Origin of the sequence: Mesorhizobium sp. CA12, assembly GCF_020165255.1 — a bacterium.
GTDB lineage: Bacteria > Pseudomonadota > Alphaproteobacteria > Rhizobiales > Rhizobiaceae > Mesorhizobium.
In genome coordinates this window covers 101,335-120,153 of sequence record NZ_JAIUHT010000013.1, presented here as the reverse complement: position 1 = coordinate 120,153, position 18,819 = coordinate 101,335, and the positions used below count along the sequence as shown (strand labels likewise).

Here is an 18,819-nt window from a genome sequence, read left to right as displayed (position 1 = left end):
CGCCAAGTGACTCGTTCGATTTGGAAAGGCCCCTTTATCGATGGCTACCTTCTCAAGAAGGTGGACAAGGTTCGTGAAGGTGGTCGCAATGAGGTGATCAAGATGTGGAGCCGTCGCTCCACCATCCTGCCGCAGTTCGTCGGCTTCACCTTCGGTGTCTACAACGGCCAGAAGCACGTTCCCGTCTCGGTGAACGAGGACATGGTCGGCCACAAGTTCGGTGAATTCGCTCCGACCCGGACCTATTACGGTCACGGCGCGGATAAGAAGGCGAAGAGGAAATAATCATGGGCAAGGCCAAAGCTCCGCGCAGGCTTGCTGATAACGAGGCGCGTGCCGTTCTGCGCACGATCCGCATCAGCCCGCAGAAGCTCAACCTGGTTGCCGCGCTGATCCGCGGCAAGAAGGTCGCGACAGCGCTTTCCGACCTCGAATTCTCGGCCAAGCGGATTTCCGGCACGGTCAAGAAGACGCTGGAGTCGGCGATCGCCAATGCGGAAAACAATCACGACCTCGACGTCGACGCTCTGATCGTGGCGGAAGCCTATGTCGGCAAGTCGATCGTCATGAAGCGCTTCCACGCTCGTGGCCGCGGCCGCGCCAGCCGTATCGAAAAGCCGTTCTCGCACCTCACGATCGTCGTTCGTGAAGTCGAGGAAAAAGGGGAGGCCGCATAATGGGCCAGAAAGTCAATCCGATCGGGCTGCGTCTCGGCATCAACCGTACCTGGGATTCGCGCTGGTTCGCGAACACCGGCGAATACGGCCAACTGCTGCACGAGGACCTCAAGATCCGCAAGTATCTTGAGAAGGAACTCAAGCAGGCCGCGATCTCGAAGGTCGTGATCGAGCGTCCGCACAAGAAGTGCCGCGTCACCATCCACGCCGCGCGTCCGGGCCTCATCATCGGCAAGAAGGGCGCCGACATCGAGAAGCTTCGCAAGAAGCTGACCGAGATGACGAAGTCCGAAACGCACCTCAACATCGTTGAAGTGCGCAAGCCGGAAATCGACGCCACGCTGGTCGCCCAGTCGATCGCCCAGCAGCTCGAGCGCCGCATCGCGTTCCGCCGCGCCATGAAGCGTGCCGTTCAGTCGGCCATGCGTCTCGGCGCCGAAGGCATCCGCATCAACTGCTCTGGCCGTCTCGGCGGCGCCGAGATCGCGCGCATGGAGTGGTACCGCGAAGGCCGCGTGCCGCTGCATACGCTGCGCGCCGACGTCGACTACGGCACGGCCGAGGCGAACACGGCCTACGGCATCTGCGGCGTCAAGGTGTGGGTGTTCAAGGGCGAGATCCTCGAGCATGACCCTATGGCTTCCGAGCGCCGTGCAACCGAAGGCGATGCCGCGCATGGCGGCGGCGGTGCTGGCGGTGAGCGCGAACGCGGCCGCCGTCGCGAGAACGCCTGAGACATTTGAGAATTTGGAGTTAGAACGATGCTGCAGCCAAAGCGCACAAAGTTCCGCAAGCAGTTCAAGGGCCGTATCCACGGTGCCGCCAAGGGCGGCACCAATCTGGATTTCGGCGGTTTCGGGCTGAAGGCGCTTGAGCCGAATCGCGTCACCGCGCGCGAGATCGAGGCGGCCCGCCGCGCGATCACCCGCGAGATGAAGCGCGCCGGCCGCGTCTGGATCCGGGTGTTCCCGGACCTGCCGGTCACCTCGAAGCCGACCGAAGTCCGCATGGGTAAGGGCAAGGGCGCCGTCGACTACTGGGCGGCGCGCGTCAAGCCCGGCCGTATCATGTTCGAGATCGACGGCGTCAGCGAGGAGACCGCTCGTGAAGCGCTGCGTCTCGGCGCCGCCAAGCTCTCGGTCAAAACGCGCTTCGTGCAGCGCATCGCAGAATAAGGACAGGCGATCATGAAAGCCGAAGATATCCGGACCAAGACCCAGGATCAGCTGACCGACGACCTGGCCGCTCTCAAGAAGGAGCAGTTCAACCTGCGCTTCCAGAAGGCCACCGGCCAGCTCGAAAAGACCGCGCGCGTGAAGCAGGTCCGCAAGGACATCGCGCGCATCAAGACCATCGCCGCGGAAAAAGCCGCGGCCAAGAAGGGTTAAGACCATGCCAAAGCGCATCCTGCAGGGCACCGTCGTCAGCGACAAGAACGAGAAGACGGTCGTGGTCAAGGTCGAGCGTCGCTTCACGCATCCCGTGATGAAGAAGACCGTGCGCATGACCAAGAAGTACAAGGCGCACGACGAGAACAACGCCCACAAGGTCGGCGACCAGGTGTTCATCCAGGAATCGAAGCCGATTTCCAAGGACAAGCGCTGGGTTGTCGTCTCTTCGGATCAGGCTTGATCCGGGCGAACGAACCGAATTTTGGACAGACCGGGGAGGGGTGAAGAACCCGTCCCGTTAGAAAAGAAGAAGGCGGCCAGTCATGATTCAGATGCAAACAAACCTCGACGTCGCGGATAATTCCGGCGCCCGTCGTGTCATGTGCATCAAGGTGCTGGGCGGCTCGAAGCGGAAATACGCCTCCGTCGGCGACATCATCGTGGTGTCGATCAAGGAAGCCATTCCGCGCGGCCGCGTTAAGAAGGGCGATGTGATGAAGGCGGTCGTGGTTCGCACGGCCAAGGACATCCGCCGCCCGGACGGCAGCGTGATCCGTTTCGACAAGAACGCGGCCGTTCTCGTCGACAATAAGAAAGAGCCGATCGGCACCCGTATCTTCGGACCGGTTCCGCGCGAGTTGCGCGCCAAGAACCACATGAAGATCATCTCGCTCGCGCCTGAAGTGCTGTAAGGAGCCGGACCAATGCAAAAGATCAAAAAAGGCGACAAGGTCGTCGTGCTTGCCGGCAAGGACAAGGGCCGTTCGGGCGAAGTCCTGTCGGTGCAGCCGAAGGAAGACACCGCGGTCGTCCGCGGCGTGAACCTCATTCGTCGTCACCAGAAGCAGACCCAGTCGCAAGAGGCCGGGATCATCACCAAGGAAGCGCCGATCCACCTGTCGAATATCGCGCTGGCCGACCCCAAGGACGGCAAGCCGACCCGCGTCGGCTTCACCATCCAGAAGGATGGCAAGAAGGTGCGCGTCGCCAAGCGTTCGGGAGAAGTCATCAATGGCTAAGGCTGAAACCAAGCAGGCAACTGCCAAGAACGAGCCGCGCCTCAAGAAGGTCTACAACGAGACCATCCGCAAGGCGATGCAGGAGCAGTTCGGCTACGACAACGACATGCAGGTTCCGCGCATCGACAAGATCGTGCTGAACATGGGTGTCGGCGAAGCAACCGCAGACTCCAAGAAGCCCTCGGTCGCGGCCGAGGATCTCGCGCTGATCGCCGGCCAGAAGGCCGTCGTCACCCGCGCCCGCAACTCGATTGCCGGCTTCAAGGTGCGCGAGAACATGCCGATCGGCGCCAAGGTCACGCTGCGCAAGGAACGCATGTACGAGTTCCTCGACCGCCTCGTGAACATCGCGTTGCCGCGCGTTCGCGACTTCCGCGGACTGAACCCGAAGAGCTTTGACGGCCGTGGCAACTACGCCATGGGCATCAAGGAACACATCGTGTTCCCGGAGATCAACTACGACAAGGTTGATCAGGTCTGGGGCATGGACGTCATCGTTTGTACGACGGCGAAGACGGACGACGAGGCAAGAGCGCTGCTCAAGGCCTTCAACTTCCCCTTCCGCCAGTAACGGCAGCGAAAAAGGAAACATCTGAAATGGCAAAGACCAGCTCAGTCGAGAAGAACAACCGGCGCCGCAAGCTCGCCGACCAGTACGCCGCCAAGCGCACGGCGCTCAAGGCCATCATCATGGATCAGTCCAAGCCGATGGAAGAGCGTTTCCGCGCCCAGTTGAAGCTTTCGGCGCTGCCGCGCAACTCGGCCAAGATCCGCATCCGCAATCGCTGCGAGGTGACGGGCCGTCCGCGCGCCTACTATCGCAAGCTGAAGCTTTCGCGTATCGCGCTTCGCGATCTGGGCAATACCGGCCAGATCCCGGGCCTGGTCAAGTCGAGCTGGTAAGGAGACACTGAGATGTCATTGAGCGATCCTCTCGGCGATATGCTGACCCGCATCCGCAACGCCTATGGCCGCAAGAAGTCGAGCGTTTCGACCCCGGCCTCGCGTCTGCGTGCCCGCGTCCTCGAAGTGCTGAAGTCGGAAGGCTATATCCGCGACTACAGCCAGACCGACTTCGAAAACGGCAAGTCGGAAATCGAGATCGAGCTGAAATATTTCGACGGCGCCCCGGTTGTGCGCGAGATCGAGCGCGTCTCGAAGCCTGGCCGTCGCGTCTATGTCTCGGCCAAGTCGATCCCGCACGTCGCCAACGGCCTCGGCATCGCCATCCTTTCGACGCCGAAGGGCGTCATGGCCGACCATGAAGCGCGCGAGCAGAATGTCGGCGGCGAAATCCTCTGCCAGATCTTCTGATCGGCCAAGAGATTGATGAATGGGCTTCGGTTCTCGGGATCGCGCCCGGGAACTGGAACCTGAAACGAAAGAAGTGACGAGGACAACAAAATGTCTCGTATCGGAAAGAAACCCGTTTCGCTGCCGCAAGGCGTGACCGCGTCCGTCAACGGCCAGACCGTGACGGCGAAGGGCCCCAAGGGCGAGCTGAAGTTCGTGGTGAACGACGAAGTGCTGGTGAAGATGGAGAACAACGAGATCTCCGTCGAGCCGCGCGACCAGACCAAGACCGCCCGCTCCAAGTGGGGCATGTCGCGCACGCAGATCGTCAACATCCTGCAGGGCGTGAAGGACGGCTTCGAGAAGAAGCTCGAGATCACCGGCGTCGGCTATCGCGCGGCGTTGCAGGGCAAGAACCTGCAGCTGGCGCTCGGCTTCAGCCACGACGTGGTCTATCAGACGCCGCAGGGCATCACCATCACGGTGCCGAAGCCGACCGAAATCACAGTCTCCGGCATCGACAAGCAACAGGTCGGCCAGGTCGCCGCCGAGATCCGCGAATATCGCGGTCCCGAGCCCTATAAGGGCAAGGGCGTGCGCTATGCCGACGAGCGCATCGTGCGCAAGGAAGGCAAGAAGAAGTAATAGGCCTGGCCCCGAGAAGTTGCAGACTTTTCGAAAAAGGGCCAAGCCGCAGAAGTGTAACGCCGCGGGGAGCGGCCGCGGGAGGCTTGGCCTACCGCACAGGGTTGCCCCCGTTTTCTGAAGGCAAGGAACTGACATTATGGCAAGCCCCAAAGAAACCATCCAGCGCCGCGCGCAGCGCGTGCGCCGCCAGCTGAAGAAGGTCGCCGGCGAGCGTCCGAGGCTTTCGGTGCACCGCACCTCGAAGAACATCTACGTCCAGGTGATCGACGACGCCAACGGCCACACGCTGGCCGCCGCCTCGACGTTGGAGAAGGACCTCAAGGGTTCGCTCAAGACCGGCGCCGACACCGCAGCCGCGGCCGCGGTCGGCAAGCTGATCGCCGAGCGTGCCGCCAAGGCCGGCGTCAAGGAAGTCGTCTTCGACCGCGGCCCGTACATCTATCACGGCCGCGTCAAGGCGCTGGCCGAGGCTGCCCGCGAAGGCGGTCTCAGCTTCTGATTTTTCGCCGCTGACGACCCAAAGGCGGCGTCAGTAATTAGCAACCCGTGCTTCCGGAAAAGAACAAGGAACAGGATATGGCACAGGAACGTAGAGAAGGCGGCCGCGGCCGCGAGCGCGAAGAGCGTGACGACGGCATGGTGGACAAGCTCGTCCACATCAACCGCGTCGCCAAGGTGGTGAAGGGCGGCCGTCGTTTCGGTTTTGCCGCTCTCGTCGTCGTCGGCGACCAGAAGGGCCGCGTCGGCTTCGGCCACGGCAAAGCACGCGAAGTGCCGGAGGCGATCCGCAAGGCGACCGAATCGGCCAAGCGCGACATGATCTTCGTGCCGCTGCGCTCGGGCCGCACGCTGCATCATGACGTCGAGGGCCGCTGGGGCGCCGGACGCGTTCTGCTGCGCGCCGCCAAGCAGGGTACCGGCATCATCGCCGGCGGTCCGATGCGCGCCGTCTTCGAGACGCTCGGCATGCATGACGTGGTCGCCAAGTCGATGGGTTCGTCGAACCCCTACAACATGGTTCGCGCCACCTTCGACGCGCTGAAGAGCCAGATGCATCCGAAGGATGTGGCTGCCGCGCGCGGCATCAAGTACTCGACCCTTCAGGCCCGCCGCGGCACCGCCGTTGCGGCTGAAGAATAGTCGACGCTGACCAGGGATTTCGACCATGGCCAAGAAAGCTACCAAGACCATCACCGTCGAGCAGATCGGCTCCCCGATCCGCCGGCCGAAGGAGCAGCGCGCGACGCTGGTCGGCCTCGGCCTGAACAAGATGCACAAGCGGCGCACGCTGGAAGATACTCCTTCGGTGCGCGGCATGATCGCCGCCGTCCAGCACCTCGTCCGCGTCGTGGACGAGGCCTGAACGGAAGGGCAGGAGAAGAAACATGAAACTCAACGATCTGCGTGACAAGGACGGCGCGACGCACTCCAAGAAGCGTCTCGGCCGCGGCATCGGTTCCGGCTCGGGCAAGACCGCCGGTCGCGGCGTCAAGGGCCAGAAGGCCCGCTCTGGCGTTGCCATCAACGGCTTCGAGGGTGGCCAGATGCCGCTCTACCGGCGCCTGCCGAAGCGTGGCTTCAACAACATCTTCGCCAAGAGCTTCACGGTCGTGTCGCTGGCCCGCATCCAGGCTGCTATCGACGCCAAGAAGCTCGACGCCAAGGCGACCGTGACGGCCGAGGCCCTGGTTGCCGCCGGCGTCATCCGCCGCGCCAAGGACGGCGTGCGCGTGCTCTCCGACGGCGAACTCAAAGCCAAGCTGTCCTTCGACGTCGCCGGCGCCTCCAAGGCCGCGATCGAGAAAATCGAGAAGGCCGGCGGTTCGGTGAAGCTGCCGGAAGCGGCCGCCGCCGAGTAACGGCGATTTGAAGCGCGGCCGGCCGGGATGACTTCGCATATTCCGTCGAACCGCGCTTTGACCGGATGAATTGGGCGGCCGCGTCAACGCGGCCGCTTGCATGTTTACGGTCCCGAGCTTATCTCGTGAGCTTCGGTGACACGCGCCGCCTGAGCTGCGGCATCGAGCGCGACGTAGAAATCAAAGAAGTAGAGCATGATGTCGTCCGAAAACCGCTCCACATTTTTCGGCATCATGCTCTAGCGGAGAATCAGGCATGGCCTCGGCTGCTGAACAACTAGCCTCCAATCTGAATTTCGCGGCCTTCGCCAAGGCCGAGGATCTCAAGAAGCGCATCTGGTTCACCATCGGCGCGCTGCTCGTCTACCGCCTCGGCACTTATATCCCGCTTCCCGGCATCAACCCCGATGCTTTCGCCCAGGCCTTCTCCTCGCAGAGCAAGGGCGTGCTCGGCATGTTCAACATGTTCGCCGGCGGCGCCGTGCAGCGCATGGCGATCTTCGCGCTGGGCATCATGCCCTACATCTCCGCCTCCATCATCATGCAGCTGATGACCTCGGTCATCCCGTCGCTGGAAACGCTGAAGAAGGAAGGCGAGCAGGGCCGCAAGATCATCAACCAGTACACGCGCTACGGCACCGTGCTCCTGGCGCTGATCCAGGCCTACGGCATTTCGATCGGCCTCGAGGGCGGCAACGGTATCGTCAACGATCCCGGCATGTTCTTCCGCATCTCGACAGTCGTCACACTCGTCGGCGGCACCATGTTCCTGATGTGGCTCGGCGAGCAGATCACCGCGCGCGGCATCGGCAACGGCATTTCGCTGATCATCTTCTCCGGCATCGTCGCGGGCCTGCCGCGCGCGATCTCCGGCACGCTGGAACTCGGCCGTACCGGCGCGCTGTCGACGGGCCTCATCCTCGCGATCATCGTGCTGGCCATCATCGTCATTGCGCTCATCGTCTTCTTCGAACGCGCGCAGCGGCGCCTGCTCATCCAGTATCCGAAGCGCCAGGTCGGCAATCGCATGTTCCAGGGCGATACCTCGCATTTGCCGCTGAAGCTCAACACCTCCGGCGTCATCCCGCCGATCTTCGCGTCCTCGCTGCTGCTTCTGCCGGCGACCGTGGCGGGCTTCTCGCAGGCGACCAATCTGCCGGCCTGGGCAAGCACGATCCTCGCCTCGCTCGGCCACGGCCAGCCGCTCTACATGATCTTCTATGCGGGCATGATCATCTTCTTCGCCTTCTTCTACACGGCGATCGTCTTCAACCCGAAGGACACGGCCGACCAGCTCAAGAAGCACTCCGGCTTCATCCCGGGCTATCGTCCGGGCGAGCGTACCGCCGATTATATCGACTATGTTCTGACGCGCATAACCGTCATCGGCGCCATTTACCTGGTGCTGGTCTGTCTGCTGCCGGAGTTCCTGATTTCGGCGACTGGCGTACCTTTCTACCTCGGTGGCACATCGCTTCTGATCGTGGTCAGTGTCACGCTCGATACGGTGGCGCAGATTCAGGGTCACCTGATCGCGCACCAGTATGAGGGCCTGATCAAGAAGTCGAAGTTGCGCGGGGGGAAGAGGAGCAGATGAGGCTGATTTTGCTTGGGCCGCCAGGAGCGGGCAAGGGGACACAAGCACAAAGACTGGTTGAAAAACACGGCATCCCCCAGCTCTCGACGGGTGACATGCTGCGTGCCGCCGTCCAGGCCGGAACCGAGGTCGGCAAGCGTGCCAAGGCGGTGATGGATGCCGGTGAGCTGGTCTCGGATGCGATCGTCAACGCCATCGTCGCCGAGCGTATCGATCAGCCGGATTGCGCCAAGGGATTCATCCTCGACGGCTATCCGCGCACGCTGGTCCAGGCCGACGCTGTCGAGGCCATGCTTGCCGAACGCGGCATAGCGCTCGACACCGTCATAGAGCTCGTCGTCGACGATAAGGCGTTGGTTGGCCGAATCGTCAAACGCGCCGAGGACGCCAAGGCGGCCGGCCAGCCGGTGCGCAAGGACGACAATCCGGAGGTGTTCGAGGAACGCCTGCGCGAATACTACAAGAAGACGGCGCCGCTGACCGGCTACTACTATGCCAAGGGCAAGCTCAAGACCGTCGACGGCATGGCCAGTATCGATGCCGTGACCGCCGAGATCGGCAAGGTGCTCGCGGCCGCGGTGAAGTAGACCGGGCCGACAACTAAAGATAGCGCTTGCCGACAATTAACGATTGCGCTTGACTGGAGTGGGCCGTTGGGGTATGGCGGCCCGTCTTCCTATCAGGCATGGACTTTGCTTGCCCTTGCGGGCAAGGCATCCGCTTTGAACCAGGAAACTCCCGCAAGGGCCGGCCTCCACCGGACGCGGGGCAACTTCGACAGCGCCGGCTCGTCCGGCCCAAATGGAGAAAGAGAAGAAAATGGCTCGTATAGCCGGCGTCAACATTCCGACCAACAAGCGCGTCGTCATCGCGCTTCAGTACATTCACGGCATCGGCAAGAAGTTTGCCCAGGAGATCGTCGACAAGGTCGGCATCCCGGCGGACCGCCGCGTCAACCAGCTGACCGACGCGGAAGTGCTGCAGATCCGCGAGACGATCGACCGCGACTACCAGGTCGAAGGCGACCTGCGCCGCGAAGTCTCGATGAACATCAAGCGGCTCATGGACCTTGGCTGCTACCGCGGCCTGCGTCACCGTCGCTCGCTGCCGGTCCGCGGCCAGCGCACGCATACCAACGCCCGCACCCGCAAGGGCCCGGCCAAGGCGATCGCCGGCAAGAAGAAGTAATTGAGCGAATAGCGAGTAGCGGTTAGCGAGTAGGGGACCCTATTCGCTATTCCCTACTCACTACTCGCTTTTCCAAGGTGGAGCCGCTGGCATTACGGCGGTGTAGAGATCAACTGAAAGGAATACCATGGCCAAGGAAGCCGCTCGTGTTCGCCGTCGCGAACGCAAGAACATTTCGTCGGGCGTTGCCCACGTCAATTCGACCTTCAACAACACCATGATCACCATCACCGACGCGCAGGGCAATTCGATCGCCTGGTCGTCGGCCGGTGCCCAGGGTTTCAAGGGTTCGCGCAAGTCGACCCCGTTCGCAGCCCAGATGGCTGCCGAGGACGTCGCCAAGAAGGCCCAGGAACACGGCATGCGCATGCTCGAGGTCGAGGTCTGCGGACCCGGCTCCGGTCGTGAATCGGCGCTCCGCGCGCTGCAGGCGGCGGGCTTCACCATCACCTCGATCCGTGACGTGACGCCGATCCCGCACAATGGCTGCCGCCCGCGCAAGAAGCGCCGCGTCTGATTTTTTAAACGCCGCGCGAACGCCAAGGCGTTCCTCCGCGGTTTTCCGTGTCGCCCGCCACGATTGGATGGTGGCGGGGCAAAGGAAGGAAGACTTTTATGATCCAGAAAAACTGGCAGGAACTGATCAAGCCGAACAAGATCGAGTTCTCGTCGAAGAAGAAGACGCTGACCACGCTGGTGGCCGAGCCGCTCGAACGCGGCTTTGGCCTGACGCTTGGCAACGCGCTGCGGCGTGTGCTTCTGTCTTCGTTGCGCGGCGCGGCTGTCACCGCCGTGCAGATCGACGGCGTGCTGCATGAATTCTCGTCCATCGCCGGCGTGCGCGAAGACGTGACCGACATTGTGCTCAACATCAAGGAAATCGCCATCCGCATGGAAGGCGATGGCCCCAAGCGCATGGTCGTGCGCAAGCAGGGCCCGGGCGCCGTGCTCGCCGGCGACATCCAGACGGTCGGCGACGTCGAGATCCTCAACCCCGACCACGTGATCTGCACGCTGGACGAGGGCGCCGAGATCCGCATGGAGTTCACCGTCGACACCGGCAAGGGCTATGTGCCGGCCGAGCGCAACCGCGCCGAGGACGCGCCGATCGGGCTGATCCCGGTCGACAGTCTCTATTCGCCGGTCAAGAAGGTCTCCTACAAGGTCGAGAACACCCGCGAAGGCCAGGTTCTCGACTATGACAAGCTGACCATGACGATCGAGACCAACGGCTCGATCTCGGGCGAGGACGCGGTCGCTTTCGCCGCCCGCATCCTGCAGGACCAGCTTGGCCTGTTCGTTAACTTCGACGAGCCGCAGAAGGAAGTCGCCACCGAGGCCGTCACCGAGCTCGCCTTCAACCCGGCGCTGCTCAAGAAGGTCGACGAGCTCGAGCTTTCGGTGCGTTCGGCCAACTGCCTGAAGAACGACAACATCGTCTATATCGGCGACCTGATCCAGAAGACCGAAGCCGAGATGCTGCGCACCCCGAACTTCGGCCGCAAGTCGCTGAACGAGATCAAGGAAGTGCTGGCGGCCATGGGCCTCCATCTCGGCATGGAAGTGCCGGACTGGCCGCCGGAAAACATCGAAGACCTCGCCAAGCGTTACGAAGACCAATATTGAGCATGAATTCCAAGGATCGGCGGCGAGAGCCGCTCGATCCGACGGTCATGCGGAAAACCATCAGAGGCCGTGGCCTCTTGAACAACTGAAGAAGGAAAAGAGCCATGCGCCACGGTTTCAAAGGCCGTCGTTTCGCCCGCAGCATCAGCCACCGCAAGTCGATGTTCGCCAATCTCGCCGTGTCGCTGATCGAGCACGAGCAGATCGTCACCACCTTGCCAAAGGCGAAGGACCTGCGTCCGATCGTCGAGAAGCTCGTGACGCTCGGCAAGCGCGGCGACCTGCACGCCCGCCGCCAGGTGATCGCGCAGATCGGCAATGAAGGCGTCGTCAAGCGCCTGTTCGAGACCATCGCCCCGCGCTACGCCACGCGCAATGGCGGCTATCTGCGCATCATGAAGGCGGGCTTCCGCAAGGGCGACAACGCCGCGATGGCGGTGATCGAATTCGTCGATCGCGATACCTCGGCCAAGGGCGCCGCCGACCGCGCCCGCATAGAGGCTGAGGGCGCCAACGAGGAAGCCGCGGCCGCCTGAGGTCGCTGTTTCGTCAATGACTTCGAGGGGCCCACGGGCCCCTTTTGCATTTGGAGCAGGTTTGAGCGGCTGAGCGGAATTTCACGCCCAGGCTCAAGCTTTTGCGCGACAAGTGTCGCATTTGTGTGCATTAGCCTTTCATTCTGCACATTCGTCGAGACAATGGCGCCCGACCTGGAGGGATTCGAAAATGCACCTCAAACGAGTGTTTCTTGTTGCCGCGCTGGCTGTCTTTGCCGCGGCACCGGCCGCAAGACAGGCTTTTGCCGAGGATGCCGCCAAGCCGGCCGATCCGGGCCTCTCCGATGTGCTGACGGACCTGCTGCATGGCGTCGAAGGCGAGAACGGCACGTCCGGCCCCGACAAGCGCGTGCCGTTCGGCCGCGAGGAAGTACAGCTCTCCTTCGCGCCGCTGGTCAAGCAGACGGCGCCGGCCGTCGTCAATGTCTATGCCTCGCAGACCGCAAAGGTGACCTCGCCCTTCGAAGGCGATCCCTTTTTCGAGGAGTTCTTCGGCCGTGCCCAGCCGCGCGCCCAGTCCTCGCTGGGTTCCGGCGTGCTGGTCGATCCGAGCGGCGTGATCGTCACCAACTTCCACGTCATCAAAGATGCTGACGAGGTGAAGGTCGCGACCGCCGACGGGCGCGAGTTCACCTCAAAGGTCATGCTCAAGGACGAGACGCTCGATCTCGCGGTGCTCAAGATCTCGGCCGACAAGCCGTTTCCGGTGATTGCCATCGGCGATTCCGACGCGCTTGAGGTCGGCGACCTTGTGCTCGCCATCGGCAATCCGTTCGGTGTCGGCCAGACCACCACCAGCGGCATTGTCTCGGCACTCGCCCGCAGCCATATCGGTGTTTCGGATTCGGGCTATTTCATCCAGACCGATGCCGCCATCAATCCCGGAAATTCCGGCGGCGCGCTGATCAACATGGGCGGCCAGCTGGTCGGCATCAACACGGCCATCTACAGCCGCAGCGGCGGTTCGATCGGTATCGGCTTTGCCATTCCTTCGAACATGGTTCGCGCGTTCGCCGACGCCGCCAAGGCCGGGCTCGATTTCTTCGAGCGTCCCTATATCGGAGCGGAATTCGAACTGGTGACGCCGCAGATCGCAGAGTCGCTCGGCATGGAGAAACCGACCGGCGCATTGGTGTCGTCCGTGGACGCCACCGGGCCTGCCGGCAAGGCCGGCCTGAAGCCTGGCGACGTCATCCTGTCGCTCAACAACACGCCGGTCGAAAGCATCGAGGCGCTCGACTACCGCATGGCAACGCTGTCGATCGGCACCAAGGCGACCTTCGCCGTGCTGAGCAAGGGGCAGCAGGCGACGTTGGAGATTCCGCTGGAGCGCGCGCCGGAAGGCGCCAAGCCCAGCGAGGTCACCTTGCGTGGCCGCAGTCCCTTTTCCGGCGCCAAGGTGGCGGAGCTGTCGCCCAGGCTTGCCCAGCGGCTTGGCCTTCGCACCGACCTCAAGGGCGTCACCGTCATCGATATCAGCCGCGATTCGCCGGCCGCCGATTTCGGTTTCCAGCCGGGCGACATCGTGCGCGAGGTGAACGGCACCACCATCGAGACCGCGGCGACACTGGCGCAGGTTGCCCAGCAGGACACGCGCTGGTGGCGCTTTACCGTCGAGCGCGGCGGGCAGATACTGCGCCAGGTGTTGCGTTATTGAGGCGATCTGCCCATTTAGAGCATGATCCCGAACTGGAGGCCCGCGTAGCAAAAAGCGGGGACCGGCATTCGGACAAGATCGTGCTCTAAAACGAGCGGAATCGCGTTCAAACAAAAGACTTGCATGGCAGATCTGTTCAGTTCCGATGAGCCGGAAAAGGCGCCGCCCGGGCGGCCGCTGGCCGATCGGTTGCGCCCAAAAAACCTCGGCGAGGTCGTCGGGCAAAAGCATCTGACCGGACCTGACGGCGCGCTGACCAGGCTGATCGATTCGGGCTCACTCGGCTCGATGATCTTCTGGGGTCCCCCCGGCACCGGTAAGACGACAGTGGCGCGGCTGCTCGCCGGCGAGACCAACCTTGCCTTCGAGCAGATCTCGGCCGTGTTTTCCGGTGTCGCGGACCTCAAGAAAGTCTTCGAGGCGGCCAAGCTCAGGCGCTCCAATGGCCGCCAGACGCTGCTCTTCGTCGACGAGATCCATCGCTTCAACCGCGCCCAGCAGGACGGGTTTTTGCCGGTGATGGAAGACGGCACCGTGGTGCTGGTCGGCGCCACGACGGAGAACCCGTCCTTCGAGCTCAATGCAGCGCTTCTGTCGCGCGCGCGTGTGCTGGTGTTCCGTTCGCTGGGCGAGGACAGCATAGCCAAGCTGCTGGCGCGAGCGGAAGAAACAGAGGGCAGGGCGCTGCCACTCGACGAAGAGGCGCGCGCGATGCTGATCCGCATGGCGGATGGCGACGGCCGCGCCTCGCTGACGCTGGCCGAGGAAGTCTGGCGCGCCGCAAAGAAGGGCGAGGTGTTCGGCCCGGAAGGCCTGCAGCGCGTCATCCAGCGCCGTGCGCCGATCTACGACAAGGGCCAGGACGGCCATTACAATCTGATCTCGGCGCTACACAAATCGGTGCGCGGCTCCGATCCGGATGCCGCGCTTTATTACCTCGCCCGCATGTTCGATGCCGGCGAGGATCCGCTCTATCTCGGCCGCCGGCTCGTGCGCATGGCGGTGGAGGATATCGGGCTCGCCGATCCTCAGGCGCTTGTCGTCGCCAATGCGGCCAAGGACGCCTATGACTATCTTGGCTCGCCCGAGGGCGAGCTCGCCTTCGCCCAGGCCGCCGTTTATCTCGCCACGGCGCCGAAATCGAACGCCGTCTACACTGCCTTCAAGGCCGCGACCGCCGCAGCCAAGGAGTTCGGCTCGCTGCTGCCGCCCAAGCATATCCTCAACGCGCCGACCAAGCTGATGAAGCAGGAGGATTACGGCGCCGGCTATCGCTACGACCATGATGAGCCGGAGGCGTTTTCAGGCCAGGACTATTTTCCGGAGAAGATGGGCCGGCGCACTTTCTACGATCCGCCGGAACGCGGTTTCGAGCGCGATATCCGCAAGCGGCTGGAATACTGGGCAAAGCTGCGCAGCGAACGGAACAGCTGAGTTGCACGGCCCGGCGGTCGGCGCGCTTCGACGCGAAGCCGCGTTGTGGTGGACCACACCTGCTGCGGCATTGTGCCGGGAAACAAAAAATCCTATCAAGACGCACGGCTGGCGGGGGTCGCCGTGATGTTGTCCCATGGAACAGGATCGCGCTCCCGCGCGAATGACAATGACAAAGCAAACCGTCAAGACGCTCCGCAAGGCCGCCATCGCCGTCGTAGTTCTCGCGCTCGCCTTCTACTTCATCCCAATCCTGACCACCATCTGGGTCGTTTGCGGCCTGATCGATGTCATGCGCAACGACCAGAAGAACCAGAACCTGTTCGAGCGCTACTTCCTCGGCAACGGCCTGTTCACCTGGCTGTTGTCGCCGTTCAACCTGATCGTCGACCTTCTCAGCTACCGCAACCCCGGCGTCTGGAAGCCCGAGCAGTTCCCCGAGGATTATCAGCGCGAGATCAACGAGGTGCTGGGCGTCTTCAAGGCGCGCAAGGACGAGATCATCGCCGATATCGATGCCAATTTCGGCGCCGGCCGCCGCGGCATGTATGTCTACCAGTGGTACGGCAAGCACAAGATCGACAACGTCCCCGAATTCAACAAGGACTACAAATACATCAAGACGATCGCGGTATCCGTTTTCAGCAAGCGCGAATCGACGTCCTGGCATTTCGGTCCGCTCAGGCTCAGCCTGCGCATCCTCTACAATCTGATACCGGTGAAGGCCGAGATCTTCGTCCAGTGCGGCAGCAAGAAGAACTACTGGTATGACAATCCCCTGTTTATCTTCGACGACACGCTGTTCCACCGCTCGGTCAACGAATATGACGGCCGCCGCTACTGCGTCTTCGTCGACATCATCCGCCCGTCTCCGTTTCCGAGGCTGATCGCGGGCCTTCTCGCCATCGTCTCCGTCAGCGTGGAGCGTATCAATTCGGTCTTCTACAAGAACTGGAAGATGATCGGCTCGTCGAAGCCGAAGGCGGCCGCCAACTGACCACGGCGGAACCTCGCCTCGATCCGCCTTAAACCAACGTCCAATGGCGCGGACGAACCGCGACCTTTAGGACTCCAGCGCGGCTCCAGGACACGCGTGGCGATTTTTCGTCGGGAATTGCGCAAGATCAAATACGCGTTCCGGCCGGCGTTCTATCGAGAGCTGACCCGCAACTGGTAGCGGAATAGTCTACCGAGCATGATGACGGAGCGGCAGGAGGTTCCGCTCACCGGGAGGATTAGGTTGATTGGACGGCAACCAGCCGTGCACGCGGACCAGGTCCAGGCCTCGGTCGCCAAGAGCGATGCAGCCCATTCGGCGGTCGTCGCTTCGTGGCGGCGGTCCCTCCAATTGCACGGCCTGGACCCCGCAGCACGCACGGCGCCGCGGCGGCTGACCGAAGGCGAGCTCAGGCTCACGAGGCAGCGCATGGAGCGGTTGATCCGCGCGGCCGAACCCAGCCTCAATCGGCTCTATCTCGCCGTGGGCGGCGTCGGCTGCTGCGTCATGCTGGCGGATCGCGACGGCATCCCGGTGGAGCGACGGGGCGCTGTCGCGGACGACGAGACATTCGATGAATGGGGCCTGTGGACCGGCACCGTCTGGAGCGAGGACAGCGAAGGCACCAACGGCATCGGCACCTGCATCGCCGACCAGCGCGCTCTGACCATCCACCGCGATCAGCATTTCTTCTCCCGCAACACGCTGCTGAGCTGCACCACGGCTCCGGTCTATGACCATGAAGGCAATCTGGCGGCGGCGCTCGATGTCTCGTCCTGCCGGTCGGACCTGACCGAGGGCTTTGTCCAACTCATCGCGGTCGCGGTCGGCGACGCCGCGCGCCGAATCGAAGCGGAAAATTTCCGCATGGTGTTTTCGGATGCCCGCATCTTGCTCGCACCCGTCACCGAGCGCAGCGCCGGTGCGCTGATAGCGGTCGATTCGGATGATCTTGTGATCGGCGCGACGCGCTCTGCCCGTCTTGGTCTCGGCATAACGCGGGAAGCGCTGGCGAGAGGACTGCTTGCCACCGATATTCTCGGCGACTGCGCAAAGACCGCTGAGGATTTGGACGATGCCGAGCGTGGTGTGGTTCAGCGGGCGCTGGCGCGCGCCGGCGGCAACGTCTCGGCCGCCGCGCAGAACCTCGGCATCTCCCGCGCCACCCTGCATCGCAAGCTCGCCCGCTTCGACATTCGCCGCCCGCATTGATTGCAGACCGGACTGTCGCAGTTCTGCGACAGTCGGGCGCCACGATCATCCAGCCCCGGGCTGACAAGCCAACGCCGATCCGCAACCCTTCCTCCCATAGCGCCGCATCCCGCGGCGTGCTCATTGGGAGGCAGTGATGAACAAGGTGGAATTCTCGCGCACGGCCAAGGTTCCTTTCGCCAAGCGCTACGACAACTTCATCGGCGGCAAGTGGGCGGCGCCGCTCTCCGGCAGATATTTCGACAACATCTCGCCGGTCACCGGCCGGCCGCTCTGCGAAATCGCCCGGTCGGACGCAAATGACATCGAGGCCGCGCTTGATGCCGCCCACAAGGCCAAGGACGCCTGGGGCAAGACCAGCCCCGCGGCCCGCGCGCTGATCCTCAACCGCATCGCCGATCGCATGGAAGACAATCTCGACCTGCTGGCGCTCGCCGAGACCTGGGACAATGGCAAGCCGATCCGCGAGACGACCGCCGCCGACCTGCCTCTGGCCATCGACCATTTCCGCTATTTCGCCGGCGTGCTGCGCAGCCAGGAAGGCTCGATCTCCGAAATCGACCACGACACCGTCGCCTACCACTTCCATGAGCCGCTCGGTGTCGTCGGCCAGATCATTCCGTGGAACTTCCCGCTGCTGATGGCGGTGTGGAAGCTGGCGCCGGCGCTCGCCGCCGGCAATTGCGTGGTGCTGAAGCCCGCCGAGCAGACACCCGCCACGATCATGCTGTGGGCCGACCTCATCGGTGACCTCTTGCCAGAAGGCGTGCTCAACATCGTCAACGGCTTCGGCCTTGAGGCCGGCAAGCCGCTCGCCTCGTCGAACCGCATCGCCAAGATCGCTTTCACCGGCGAGACGACCACCGGCCGCCTGATCTCGCAATATGCCAGCCAAAACCTCATTCCGGTGACGCTCGAGCTTGGCGGCAAGTCGCCCAACATCTTCTTCCAGGATGTGACGGCGGAAGACGACGATTTCTTCGACAAGGCGATCGAGGGCTTCGTCATGTTCGCGCTCAACCAGGGCGAGGTCTGCACGTGCCCCAGCCGCGCGCTGGTACATGAGAAGATCTACGACAAGTTCATCGAGCGCGCGCTGAAGCGTGTCGAGGCGATCGTCCAGGGCGATCCGCTCGATCCCGCCACCATGATCGGCGCGCAGGCCTCGAGCGAGCAGCTGGAAAAGATCCTGTCCTACTTCGACATCGGCCGCCAGGAAGGCGCCGAAGTCTTGACCGGCGGCGAGCGGAACGATCTGCCGGGCGATCTTGCCGGCGGCTACTACGTCAAGCCTACCGTGTTCAAGGGCAACAACAAGATGCGCATCTTCCAGGAGGAGATCTTTGGACCCGTCGTGTCCGTGACGACCTTCAAGGACGATGACGAGGCGCTGTCGATCGCCAACGACACTCTCTACGGCCTCGGCGCCGGCATCTGGAGCCGCGACGCGAATCGCTGCTACCGCTTCGGCCGCGCCATCCAGGCCGGACGTGTCTGGACCAACTGCTATCACGCCTATCCGGCGCATGCCGCCTTCGGCGGCTACAAGCAGTCCGGCATCGGCCGCGAGACGCACAAGATGATGCTCGACCACTATCAGCAGACCAAGAACATGCTGGTCAGCTACAGCCCGAAGAAGCTCGGCTTCTTCTGATCCTCCCAGG

Annotated in this window: 27 protein-coding genes; all 27 read left to right on the top strand. The window is 62.9% G+C overall.

Annotated features, from left to right (window positions below):
- Positions 1–6 precede the first annotated feature (6 nt).
- The 27 genes from rpsS (at position 7) to adh (ending at position 18,809) form a co-directional block, all read left to right on the top strand.
- Positions 7–285: a 30S ribosomal protein S19 gene (rpsS, locus tag LB520_RS21215; protein ID WP_006205463.1), complete on the top strand. Its 279-nt coding sequence runs from the start codon at positions 7–9 to the stop codon at positions 283–285.
- A gap of 2 nt (positions 286–287) precedes the next feature.
- Positions 288–677: a 50S ribosomal protein L22 gene (gene rplV / locus LB520_RS21210; RefSeq protein ID WP_006205462.1), complete on the top strand. Its 390-nt coding sequence runs from the start codon at positions 288–290 to the stop codon at positions 675–677.
- Positions 677–1,411, top strand: a complete 735-nt coding sequence (gene rpsC / locus LB520_RS21205; protein WP_095765512.1) for a 30S ribosomal protein S3 — start codon at positions 677–679, stop codon at positions 1,409–1,411. Before rplV ends, rpsC begins: the two co-directional genes overlap by 1 nt.
- A gap of 27 nt (positions 1,412–1,438) precedes the next feature.
- The gene (rplP, locus tag LB520_RS21200) at positions 1,439–1,852 is read left to right on the top strand and encodes a 50S ribosomal protein L16 (protein WP_095765511.1); all 414 of its coding nucleotides are present in this window, start codon (positions 1,439–1,441) and stop codon (positions 1,850–1,852) included.
- A 12-nt stretch (positions 1,853–1,864) separates the two neighbouring features.
- Positions 1,865–2,065, top strand: coding sequence for a 50S ribosomal protein L29 (rpmC, locus tag LB520_RS21195; RefSeq protein WP_042642190.1), 201 nt, complete (start codon positions 1,865–1,867; stop codon positions 2,063–2,065).
- A gap of 4 nt (positions 2,066–2,069) precedes the next feature.
- Positions 2,070–2,309, top strand: a complete 240-nt coding sequence (gene rpsQ / locus LB520_RS21190) for a 30S ribosomal protein S17 (protein ID WP_023675136.1) — start codon at positions 2,070–2,072, stop codon at positions 2,307–2,309.
- A gap of 82 nt (positions 2,310–2,391) precedes the next feature.
- Positions 2,392–2,760, top strand: coding sequence for a 50S ribosomal protein L14 (gene rplN / locus LB520_RS21185; RefSeq protein ID WP_006205457.1), 369 nt, complete (start codon positions 2,392–2,394; stop codon positions 2,758–2,760).
- A 12-nt stretch (positions 2,761–2,772) separates the two neighbouring features.
- Positions 2,773–3,087, top strand: a complete 315-nt coding sequence (gene rplX, locus LB520_RS21180) for a 50S ribosomal protein L24 (RefSeq protein ID WP_095765510.1) — start codon at positions 2,773–2,775, stop codon at positions 3,085–3,087.
- Positions 3,080–3,658 (top strand): 50S ribosomal protein L5, encoded by a 579-nt coding sequence (rplE, locus tag LB520_RS21175; RefSeq protein ID WP_095765509.1) that lies wholly within the window; start codon positions 3,080–3,082, stop codon positions 3,656–3,658. Before rplX ends, rplE begins: the two co-directional genes overlap by 8 nt.
- Positions 3,659–3,684: 26 nt before the next feature.
- Complete coding sequence (gene rpsN, locus LB520_RS21170) at positions 3,685–3,990, top strand: 30S ribosomal protein S14 (protein ID WP_042642199.1); 306 nt, start codon at positions 3,685–3,687, stop codon at positions 3,988–3,990.
- A gap of 12 nt (positions 3,991–4,002) precedes the next feature.
- Positions 4,003–4,401 (top strand): 30S ribosomal protein S8, encoded by a 399-nt coding sequence (gene rpsH, locus LB520_RS21165; protein WP_066989600.1) that lies wholly within the window; start codon positions 4,003–4,005, stop codon positions 4,399–4,401.
- Positions 4,402–4,491: 90 nt separating this feature from the next.
- The gene (rplF, locus tag LB520_RS21160; RefSeq protein WP_095765508.1) at positions 4,492–5,025 is read left to right on the top strand and encodes a 50S ribosomal protein L6; all 534 of its coding nucleotides are present in this window, start codon (positions 4,492–4,494) and stop codon (positions 5,023–5,025) included.
- A gap of 139 nt (positions 5,026–5,164) precedes the next feature.
- Complete coding sequence (rplR, locus tag LB520_RS21155; RefSeq protein WP_095765507.1) at positions 5,165–5,527, top strand: 50S ribosomal protein L18; 363 nt, start codon at positions 5,165–5,167, stop codon at positions 5,525–5,527.
- A gap of 77 nt (positions 5,528–5,604) precedes the next feature.
- The gene (rpsE, locus tag LB520_RS21150; protein WP_032933400.1) at positions 5,605–6,168 is read left to right on the top strand and encodes a 30S ribosomal protein S5; all 564 of its coding nucleotides are present in this window, start codon (positions 5,605–5,607) and stop codon (positions 6,166–6,168) included.
- A gap of 25 nt (positions 6,169–6,193) precedes the next feature.
- Positions 6,194–6,391, top strand: a complete 198-nt coding sequence (gene rpmD / locus LB520_RS21145; protein WP_027170355.1) for a 50S ribosomal protein L30 — start codon at positions 6,194–6,196, stop codon at positions 6,389–6,391.
- A gap of 22 nt (positions 6,392–6,413) precedes the next feature.
- The gene (gene rplO / locus LB520_RS21140) at positions 6,414–6,887 is read left to right on the top strand and encodes a 50S ribosomal protein L15 (protein ID WP_140708828.1); all 474 of its coding nucleotides are present in this window, start codon (positions 6,414–6,416) and stop codon (positions 6,885–6,887) included.
- 256 nt (positions 6,888–7,143) lie between these two features.
- Entirely contained in the window at positions 7,144–8,484 is a 1,341-nt protein-coding gene (secY, locus tag LB520_RS21135; protein ID WP_095765505.1) for a preprotein translocase subunit SecY, read from the top strand.
- Positions 8,481–9,071, top strand: a complete 591-nt coding sequence (locus tag LB520_RS21130; RefSeq protein WP_095765504.1) for an adenylate kinase — start codon at positions 8,481–8,483, stop codon at positions 9,069–9,071. The genes secY and LB520_RS21130 overlap by 4 nt, the downstream gene beginning before the upstream one ends.
- A gap of 232 nt (positions 9,072–9,303) precedes the next feature.
- Positions 9,304–9,672 carry a 30S ribosomal protein S13 gene (gene rpsM, locus LB520_RS21125; RefSeq protein WP_027170351.1) on the top strand — a complete coding sequence of 123 codons (369 nt, stop codon included), beginning with the start codon at positions 9,304–9,306 and terminating at the stop codon, positions 9,670–9,672.
- A 127-nt stretch (positions 9,673–9,799) separates the two neighbouring features.
- Entirely contained in the window at positions 9,800–10,189 is a 390-nt protein-coding gene (gene rpsK, locus LB520_RS21120; RefSeq protein WP_006205444.1) for a 30S ribosomal protein S11, read from the top strand.
- Positions 10,190–10,287: 98 nt separating this feature from the next.
- Positions 10,288–11,298, top strand: coding sequence for a DNA-directed RNA polymerase subunit alpha (locus LB520_RS21115; RefSeq protein WP_027170350.1), 1,011 nt, complete (start codon positions 10,288–10,290; stop codon positions 11,296–11,298).
- Positions 11,299–11,402: 104 nt separating this feature from the next.
- Complete coding sequence (gene rplQ / locus LB520_RS21110; RefSeq protein ID WP_140544883.1) at positions 11,403–11,834, top strand: 50S ribosomal protein L17; 432 nt, start codon at positions 11,403–11,405, stop codon at positions 11,832–11,834.
- A 190-nt stretch (positions 11,835–12,024) separates the two neighbouring features.
- Positions 12,025–13,512 (top strand): DegQ family serine endoprotease, encoded by a 1,488-nt coding sequence (locus tag LB520_RS21105; protein WP_224638989.1) that lies wholly within the window; start codon positions 12,025–12,027, stop codon positions 13,510–13,512.
- A gap of 123 nt (positions 13,513–13,635) precedes the next feature.
- Entirely contained in the window at positions 13,636–14,946 is a 1,311-nt protein-coding gene (locus LB520_RS21100) for a replication-associated recombination protein A (RefSeq protein WP_224638987.1), read from the top strand.
- A gap of 169 nt (positions 14,947–15,115) precedes the next feature.
- Positions 15,116–15,943: an aspartyl/asparaginyl beta-hydroxylase domain-containing protein gene (locus tag LB520_RS21095; protein ID WP_095765500.1), complete on the top strand. Its 828-nt coding sequence runs from the start codon at positions 15,116–15,118 to the stop codon at positions 15,941–15,943.
- 264 nt (positions 15,944–16,207) lie between these two features.
- On the top strand, positions 16,208–17,155 hold the full coding sequence (locus LB520_RS21090; protein ID WP_224638986.1) for a helix-turn-helix domain-containing protein: 948 nt from the start codon (positions 16,208–16,210) through the stop codon (positions 17,153–17,155).
- A 136-nt stretch (positions 17,156–17,291) separates the two neighbouring features.
- Positions 17,292–18,809 carry an aldehyde dehydrogenase gene (gene adh, locus LB520_RS21085; RefSeq protein WP_224638984.1) on the top strand — a complete coding sequence of 506 codons (1,518 nt, stop codon included), beginning with the start codon at positions 17,292–17,294 and terminating at the stop codon, positions 18,807–18,809.
- Positions 18,810–18,819: the final 10 nt, after the last annotated feature.

Coding starts and splice junctions, on each gene's coding strand:
- rplE (WP_095765509.1), top strand. CDS start 3,080: ATGGCTAAGGCTGAAACCAAGCAGGCAACTGCCAAGAACGAGCCGCGC.
- rpsM (WP_027170351.1), top strand. CDS start 9,304: ATGGCTCGTATAGCCGGCGTCAACATTCCGACCAACAAGCGCGTCGTC.
- LB520_RS21105 (WP_224638989.1), top strand. CDS start 12,025: ATGCACCTCAAACGAGTGTTTCTTGTTGCCGCGCTGGCTGTCTTTGCC.
- LB520_RS21130 (WP_095765504.1), top strand. CDS start 8,481: ATGAGGCTGATTTTGCTTGGGCCGCCAGGAGCGGGCAAGGGGACACAA.
- rplX (WP_095765510.1), top strand. CDS start 2,773: ATGCAAAAGATCAAAAAAGGCGACAAGGTCGTCGTGCTTGCCGGCAAG.
- rpmD (WP_027170355.1), top strand. CDS start 6,194: ATGGCCAAGAAAGCTACCAAGACCATCACCGTCGAGCAGATCGGCTCC.
- rplP (WP_095765511.1), top strand. CDS start 1,439: ATGCTGCAGCCAAAGCGCACAAAGTTCCGCAAGCAGTTCAAGGGCCGT.
- rplQ (WP_140544883.1), top strand. CDS start 11,403: ATGCGCCACGGTTTCAAAGGCCGTCGTTTCGCCCGCAGCATCAGCCAC.
- rplO (WP_140708828.1), top strand. CDS start 6,414: ATGAAACTCAACGATCTGCGTGACAAGGACGGCGCGACGCACTCCAAG.
- rpmC (WP_042642190.1), top strand. CDS start 1,865: ATGAAAGCCGAAGATATCCGGACCAAGACCCAGGATCAGCTGACCGAC.
- rpsE (WP_032933400.1), top strand. CDS start 5,605: ATGGCACAGGAACGTAGAGAAGGCGGCCGCGGCCGCGAGCGCGAAGAG.
- rpsQ (WP_023675136.1), top strand. CDS start 2,070: ATGCCAAAGCGCATCCTGCAGGGCACCGTCGTCAGCGACAAGAACGAG.
- LB520_RS21115 (WP_027170350.1), top strand. CDS start 10,288: ATGATCCAGAAAAACTGGCAGGAACTGATCAAGCCGAACAAGATCGAG.
- rplF (WP_095765508.1), top strand. CDS start 4,492: ATGTCTCGTATCGGAAAGAAACCCGTTTCGCTGCCGCAAGGCGTGACC.
- rplR (WP_095765507.1), top strand. CDS start 5,165: ATGGCAAGCCCCAAAGAAACCATCCAGCGCCGCGCGCAGCGCGTGCGC.
- rplV (WP_006205462.1), top strand. CDS start 288: ATGGGCAAGGCCAAAGCTCCGCGCAGGCTTGCTGATAACGAGGCGCGT.
- rpsK (WP_006205444.1), top strand. CDS start 9,800: ATGGCCAAGGAAGCCGCTCGTGTTCGCCGTCGCGAACGCAAGAACATT.
- secY (WP_095765505.1), top strand. CDS start 7,144: ATGGCCTCGGCTGCTGAACAACTAGCCTCCAATCTGAATTTCGCGGCC.
- rplN (WP_006205457.1), top strand. CDS start 2,392: ATGATTCAGATGCAAACAAACCTCGACGTCGCGGATAATTCCGGCGCC.
- rpsC (WP_095765512.1), top strand. CDS start 677: ATGGGCCAGAAAGTCAATCCGATCGGGCTGCGTCTCGGCATCAACCGT.
- rpsN (WP_042642199.1), top strand. CDS start 3,685: ATGGCAAAGACCAGCTCAGTCGAGAAGAACAACCGGCGCCGCAAGCTC.
- rpsH (WP_066989600.1), top strand. CDS start 4,003: ATGTCATTGAGCGATCCTCTCGGCGATATGCTGACCCGCATCCGCAAC.
- LB520_RS21095 (WP_095765500.1), top strand. CDS start 15,116: ATGACAAAGCAAACCGTCAAGACGCTCCGCAAGGCCGCCATCGCCGTC.
- adh (WP_224638984.1), top strand. CDS start 17,292: ATGAACAAGGTGGAATTCTCGCGCACGGCCAAGGTTCCTTTCGCCAAG.
- LB520_RS21100 (WP_224638987.1), top strand. CDS start 13,636: ATGGCAGATCTGTTCAGTTCCGATGAGCCGGAAAAGGCGCCGCCCGGG.